The sequence below is a fragment of the Kitasatospora sp. NPDC003701 genome, assembly GCF_053587085.1.
In genome coordinates this window covers 46,613-53,081 of sequence record NZ_JBSFNM010000066.1, presented here as the reverse complement: position 1 = coordinate 53,081, position 6,469 = coordinate 46,613, and the positions used below count along the sequence as shown (strand labels likewise).

6 protein-coding genes are annotated in these 6,469 nt (G+C 76.3%); 1 reads left to right on the top strand and 5 read right to left on the bottom strand.

Annotation, left to right across the window (positions count from 1 at the left end):
* Positions 1 to 164: 164 nt before the first annotated feature.
* From ACWDRR_RS37490 to ACWDRR_RS37470, 5 genes are all read right to left on the bottom strand, one after another.
* Positions 165 to 1,202 carry a DUF2637 domain-containing protein gene (locus ACWDRR_RS37490; protein WP_449776753.1) on the bottom strand — a complete coding sequence of 346 codons (1,038 nt, stop codon included), beginning with the start codon at positions 1,200 to 1,202 and terminating at the stop codon, positions 165 to 167.
* Between the two features lie 201 nt (positions 1,203 to 1,403).
* Positions 1,404 to 2,342, bottom strand: a complete 939-nt coding sequence (locus ACWDRR_RS37485) for a (2Fe-2S)-binding protein (RefSeq protein ID WP_449776752.1) — start codon at positions 2,340 to 2,342, stop codon at positions 1,404 to 1,406.
* Positions 2,343 to 2,508: 166 nt separating this feature from the next.
* Positions 2,509 to 3,360: a hypothetical protein gene (locus ACWDRR_RS37480; RefSeq protein WP_449776751.1), complete on the bottom strand. Its 852-nt coding sequence runs from the start codon at positions 3,358 to 3,360 to the stop codon at positions 2,509 to 2,511.
* 280 nt (positions 3,361 to 3,640) lie between these two features.
* On the bottom strand, positions 3,641 to 4,495 hold the full coding sequence (locus tag ACWDRR_RS37475; protein ID WP_449776750.1) for a hypothetical protein: 855 nt from the start codon (positions 4,493 to 4,495) through the stop codon (positions 3,641 to 3,643).
* A gap of 187 nt (positions 4,496 to 4,682) precedes the next feature.
* The gene (locus tag ACWDRR_RS37470) at positions 4,683 to 5,312 is read right to left on the bottom strand and encodes a nucleotidyltransferase family protein (protein ID WP_449776749.1); all 630 of its coding nucleotides are present in this window, start codon (positions 5,310 to 5,312) and stop codon (positions 4,683 to 4,685) included.
* 146 nt (positions 5,313 to 5,458) lie between these two features.
* Here ACWDRR_RS37470 and moaA point away from each other — a divergent pair, with 146 nt between their 5' ends.
* Positions 5,459 to 6,454, top strand: a complete 996-nt coding sequence (moaA, locus tag ACWDRR_RS37465; RefSeq protein WP_449776748.1) for a GTP 3',8-cyclase MoaA — start codon at positions 5,459 to 5,461, stop codon at positions 6,452 to 6,454.
* Positions 6,455 to 6,469 lie beyond the last annotated feature (15 nt).

Sequence of the window (6,469 nt, the reverse complement as noted above, 5' to 3'; positions counted from 1 at the left end):
GCGGGGGGGGGGGGTTCTGGGGGTGCCGCCGCTGGACGCGCTGGTGGTCGACTGTCCCATGGGCGGGGTGGGGGCGGGAGCGTGGTGCCCGGTCCGACCGGTGTCGGTCGGACCCACCGCAGGACCGCCGGTCGCCCGGCAGGCGCCCGGCGCCCGGCGCGGCCTCAGCCGAACTGCTGCTCCAAGTCCTTCAGCTTGCGCTCCAGCGAGTCCAGCCGGGGCAGCGCCACGGTGTCCTCCTCCAGCGTGAGGTCGATGGTGCGCCGCTCCGGACGGGCCGGGAGGCCGGGCTGCACCACCGGGCCCTCGGCGGCGGGCGCGGGCGGCTCGACGGCGGGGCGGTCCGCCGAGGGCCCGCCGGTTATGGCGGACTCCTGGCCGGACTCCAGCTGCCGGGCCGCGCCGCGGCTGCGCCAGGCACTGTTGGAGCGGTTGATGGCCCGGATCTCGGCCCGCTCGCGGCGCCCGGCCAGCCGGCGGCGCTCCTTCTCCACGACCTTCTCCCGCTTCTCCTCGCGGACCTCGTCGACCGCCTCGTCCAGGCTGCGGACGCCCTCCAGCAGCATCAGCGACCAGGCCGCGTAGGTCTCGCGCGGGGCGCGCATCCAGCGGACGATCCGGATCTGCGGCAGCGGGCGCGGGACGAGGCCCTGCTCGCGCAGCGCGGCCCGGCGGGTCTGCTTGAGCGCCCGGTCGAACAGCACGGCGGCCGAGAGCGACATCCCCGCGAAGAACTGCGGGGCGCCGGCGTGGCCGAAACCGCGCGGGGCGTGCACCCAGTTGAACCAGGCGGAGGCGCCGGCGAAGAGCCAGACCAGCAGGCGCGAGCCGAGTGCGGCGTCACCGTGGCTGGCCTCGCGGACGGCGAGCACGGAGCAGAACATCGCCGCCCCGTCCAGGCCGAACGGGACGAGGTACTCCCAGCCGCCGGAGAGGTTGAGGTTCTGCACCCCGAAACCGACCAGGCCGTGGAAGGAGAGCGCGGCCGCGACGGCGGCGCAGCAGAACAGCAGCGTGTACGAGGCCCCGCCGTACAGGGATTCCTTGCGGCGGCGGCGCTCCTCGGAACGCTCCCAGGAATCCGAGCCGCCCGGTCCGGCGGCGGATCCCCGATTTCGGGCCAGGGCCACCAGCAGGGCGGTGACCAGCAGCACCGCAACGCCGGTGACGGCCCAACCGAGCGGTATGTCGGACAATTTCATCGCCTGGACCAGCCTCGCTTTCCTGCGTCGTGATGGCGGGGACCATCATGGCGGATGCTCGGCCCGAGAATGGCTGATTCGCCGTCAATGCGCTGAGGAGAGGGATTTCTGACGTGGGAGAAGTCGCATTGTCTTATTAATTAAGGGGCGTTGTTTCCCGGAATTCCGGGCTTTCCGGGCCCGGCCCGGAGGCCGCCGCTGTCAACCCCGCGTGACGCGGGGGCAGCCGCCGCACATCTCCTCGGGCTGGACGGTGTAGACGAGGCAACAGCTGGCCCGGGCACGGTCGGTGCCCGAAGCACCGCCGGCCGCGAAGCCCGCACCTGGGGTGAACGACGCGGACGCGCCGGGCGCGCACGCCGTGGGCGCCGGGAGTGCCGGGGGCTCCGAGGCCCTCGGCGCGGCCGGCCGGTGCGCTGCCGCCGGGGCCGGTGCGAGCAGGTCCGAGAGCTCGGCCCGGGCCCGCTCCTCCTCGCCGAGCAGCCCGCCGACGTACCAGAGCCCCTCCACCACCGCGTCGGTCGCCATCGCCCAGAGCATCCGCGGGCTGCGCCGCACCGCGGGGCGGAAGGCGGTCAGCACCGGGGTCAGGAAGCCGGCCAGCGCCGCGCGCAGCTCGGCGGCCAGGGCCGCCTCGTCGGCCACCGTGCGGGCGTCGGGCAGTCCGGCGGCCGGGTCGTCGGGCAGGCAGACGAAGGCGCCCGGGCGGGCGGTGAGTTCGCCGGTGGCGCGGCGGATCGAGACGTCCCCCGGGGTGAGCAGCGGCACCCGGCGCTCCAGGAACCAGGGCAGCGTGAACAGCAGCGCGGCCGGCCAGGTGAAGCGGTGCAGGCCGAAGCCGGCCGCGACGTCGGGGCGCAGCGGTCGGCCGTACCGGGCCAGCCCCTGCCGGGCGTCGTGGGCGATCAGTTCGCGCAGCGCGTCCGGGCCGGCCAGGAGGTCGGCGCCGGAGAGCCAGCCGTCGCCGGTGCGGGGCGGCGCGCTGTGCACCCGCAGGGCGGGGAAGAGCCGGCCGAGTCTGCGGTAGCTGGCGGTGCAGGGCACCGGCGGGCAGGTGCCCGGCCGGGGGGTGACAGCGTGCGCGGGGGTGGTGCGGGGGGCGCGCGGCGCGGGGCCGGGCCGGGTGCTGCTCGCGGTCATGGTGCGGGCCCTATCGGGTCGACCGGAACCCGTGCCGGACCGTCCGGCCCGTGCCCGGCCGGGTGCGACGGCGGCCGGACCCGGCCGGCCGGGGCCTGGCGGAGCCCGGGAACGGCAAGGCGAACCTGGCCGGAGTACTGCTCACCCCGGCCAGGTTAGGCTCACCTTAGCTGATAGTTCCCCGGGGTTCGCGTTCGATGCGTCCGTCCGGGGGAGTGCCCGGCGCGCGCACCGCGCTCAGCTGGCGCGCGAGCCAGACCGGCACGCCCCCGAGCGCCTGGACCAGCCTGGTCGCCTCGGCCCGCAGCCGGACCGCCTCGTCCGGTTCGGAGACCTCGGCCAGCGCCGCCAGCGCCGGCGCCACCCCGACCGTGAAGCCGAGTTGCTCGCGCAGCCGCAGTGAGGCGTCGAACCCCTCCCGAGCCCGGTCGTGGTCCCCGGCGGCCTGGGCCAGCGCGGCCAGGTGCCGCCAGGTGTAGGAGCGCAGCAGTTCGTCCCCGCGCTCGCCGGCCCCCTCGTGCGCCCGGCGGTAGGCGATCCAGGCCGCCGTCCGGTCGCGCAGCAGGTTCTCCGCGACCAGCCCCCGGCGGAAGTCCAGCAGCGGCCGCCCGGGGGCGTCCGGCGGCAGCAGCGCGGAGGTGCGTCCGAGCGCCGCCTGTGCTTCGTCCAGCCGGTCGCGTGCGCCGAGGACGCTGGAGACGTACGCCAGGAACCCGCGGGCGCAGGAGGCGCCCGCACGCTGCTCGGTGCTGGTCACCAACGCCTCGGCGAGACGCAGCGCCTGCTCCGCCTGGGTCCAGTTGGCGGCGGTGAACAGGCATTGCTCGATGAGGAGTTCGGCCCGCCCGAGCGCGGTCTCCGGGTCGCGTTCGGCGGCCGGGCGTAACAGCTCCGCGGCCTCCTGCCAGCACGCCCTGGACCGCAGCCGCCATACGGTGTCCCCCGGCTCGCGGGGCGCCGCCCGCCCCCGGCCGTCCCGCCCGTCCCGGCCACTCGGGCCCCATCCGTGCTCCGACAACGCCACCTCCTTGTGTGCGCCATCCAGCAGGACGCCGGCCTCTGCCCCCAAGGCCCGCGTTGTGGCGGCAATTCAACACGGGGGTGAGCTTGTGCACCAGATCACGAGCGCAGGTTGTTGCGCCCGGACCCGTGTTGTGCCGATCGCTCCCGGGGCGCCCGGGTCGGCCGGGGCCGGTGGGGCCGGGCCGGGGCGGGGCAGCCCGGACCACCCGGCGACGGGCGGGGCCGGGGGCGAGGTGCGGGGGAGTCGGGACGGTCGGGGGCGGGTCAGGACGGGGTCAGGACGTCCAGCCGGTCTCCATCAGGGCCTCGGCGGCGCCGTTGGCGGGCTGCGGCACCCCGGCCAGGTCCAGGCTGAACAGGGCGACCAGCAACTGCTCGCCGCGCACGGTGGCCTGGTGCGAGTAGCCGGCCAGGGTGAACATCGCGGCGGCCATCTCCTCGGCGTGCAGGGTCTGCAGCCAGAGGCACTCCACCGACTTCACGTCGGCCGGCTCGGTCCAGGTGTCCACCTGGGCGACCATCCGGCTGCCGAGCAGGGTGACGCCGTCGCGCTCCTGGGCCTCCGTCAGCTCCAGGTCGTCGAAGCCCAGCCACTCCAGGTAGCGGGCGGCGGTGAACACCGCGTCCTGCGAGGTGCGCACCGGGTGCGGGCGGAACGGCGCGCGCCGCCGCCAGGGCGTGGCCGAGGCGCCGGACCCGCCGGGCGGGGCGGGGACGGGCGCGTTCAACGGGTGGGCCGGGTGCGGGCGGGAGCTCTGCGGGCCGGCGGCGCCGAGCTGGCCGGTGGTCGCGCTGCCGCCGAGGCGGGTGGTGCGGTCGACCGGCAGCCGGACGGTGGCGCCGCAGTTGCAGGTGAACTCGGGCTGCGGCCACTGGTCGGAGCGACCGCAGTGCGGGCAGCGCATGTTCAGCCAGGAGTCCTCCCAGGACCGGAACCGCACCTGCACCGGCACGCCGCCGCGCAGCAGCGGCACCTTGAGCGAGGCGCCGCACGGGCAGGGCAGCGACGGCGGCTCGTACAGGTGCTCGCGCCGGCAGGCGGGGCAGCGGATCGCCCGGGCGCCACCGCCCGCCACCGGCCCGTGCTGTGCGGGGTCGCGTCCGGTGAAGTCGTCGGGCAGTCCGGACATCGCGGGCACCGTCCGTTCGAATCGAGGGGAAGGACGTGTCCCATGCTCCCCGAAACGCGGGGGCCGCGGCGCGGAATGGGGCAATCCTCAGGGACAGATCAGGGGTGTGCGCTCGATCCCTCGTCGGGGAGGAGGATCCCGTGCCACCCCGAAGGGGGAGCGGACACCCGTTCGGACCGGGGGAGGATCACCCGGCCGCCCAACGGGCGAGGTCGGCGGGGGTGTCGAGGTCGTCGGGGACGGCGATGTCGGCGCACTCGACCAGCGCGATCTCGTCGGCGCGCGCCGCCAGCAGAGCGCGTGCGCCGGAGTCGCCGGTCGCGCCCGCCGCCGCCTCGGCGAAGTGCCGGGCGCCGATCAGGACGGGGTGCCCGCGCCGCCCCTCGTACGCCGCCGCCGCCAGCTCGGCACCGGCCCGGTGGGCGGCCAGCAGCCGGGCCACCGCGGCCGGGGTGACGCCGGGCGTGTCCACCAGCATCACCAGCGCGGCCGAGGCCTCGGGCGCCAGCGCGGCCAGCCCGGCGCGCAGCGAGGAGCCCATCCCGCCGGCCCAGTCCGGGTTGGTCACCAGCCGGCAGCCCGGCAGGTGGGCGGTGGAGCGCACCTGATCGCCGGCCGCGCCCAGCACCACCGTCACCGACGCGCAACCGCCGGCCCGGACCACCGCCACCGCGTGCTCCACCAGCGGCCGCCCCCCGTACCGGAGCAGCGCCTTCGGCCGGCCGCCGAGCCGCCGCCCGCCCCCGGCGGCCAGCACCAGGGCGGCGACCGGCCGTTCACCACCCGTGCGGCCGCTGGTCCCCGTGCTGTTGCGCATGGGCCCAGCCTGCCCGCCCGGGGCGGTCGCGCGCAGCCGTAGGAAGCCACAGTTGTACGAATGCACAAGGAGAACCCGCAGGTCGGGGCAGCTCCTGAGCGGTTCGGCCGCTGGTTTCCCGGCCCCGCTGCCCCTGTACTGGGCCGATGAACACCGCACCGCGCCCGCTGCTGGACCGCTTCGGCAGGGTCCACACCGACCTGCGGGTCTCGCTCACCGACCGCTGCAACCTGCGCTGCACCTACTGCATGCCGGCCGAGGGCCTCGACTGGCTCCCGAAGGCCGAGGTGCTGAGCGACGACGAGGTGGTCCGGCTGGTGCGGATCGCGGTCGGGCGCCTGGGCATCGGCTCCGTCCGGCTGACCGGGGGCGAACCGCTGCTGCGCCGGGGCCTGCCGGAGCTGGTCGGGCGGATCACCGCGCTCGGCCCCGAGGTCTCGCTGACCACCAACGGCATCGGCCTGGCCCGCACCGCCGGGGCGCTGCACCGGGCCGGGCTGCACCGGGTCAACGTCAGCCTGGACACCCTGCGCCCCGAGCGGTACGCCGCGCTGACCCGCCGGGACCGGATCGCCGACGTCCTCGCCGGCCTGGCCGCCGCGCAGGCCGCCGGGCTCGCGCCGGTGAAGGTCAACGCGGTGCCGGTGCGCGGTGTCAACGACGACGAGATCCTCGACCTGGTCGAGTTCGCCGCCGGGCACGGCTACCGGATGCGGTTCATCGAGTCGATGCCGCTGGACGCGCAGGGCGCCTGGGACCGGGCGACGATGGTCACCGCCGACGAGATCCTGGCCGTCCTCGGCACCCGCTGGGACCTCGTCCCGGTCGGCCGGCACGGGAACGCGCCGGCCGAGGAGTGGCGGATCGCCGGCACCGACACCGTGGTCGGCGTGATCGCCTCCGTCACCCGGCCGTTCTGCGGCGGCTGCGACCGCGTCCGCCTCACCGCCGACGGGCAGTTGCGCAACTGCCTGTTCGCCACCGAGGAGTCCGACCTGCGCGCGCTGCTGCGCGGCGGCGCCGACGACGACCGGATCGAGGCCGCCTGGCGGGCCGCCATCGGCCGCAAGGGCCCCGGCCACGCCATCAATTCGGCCGGTTTCGTCCAGCCGGACCGGCCGATGTCCGCGATCGGGGGGTGAGCCCGGCGGCCGGCC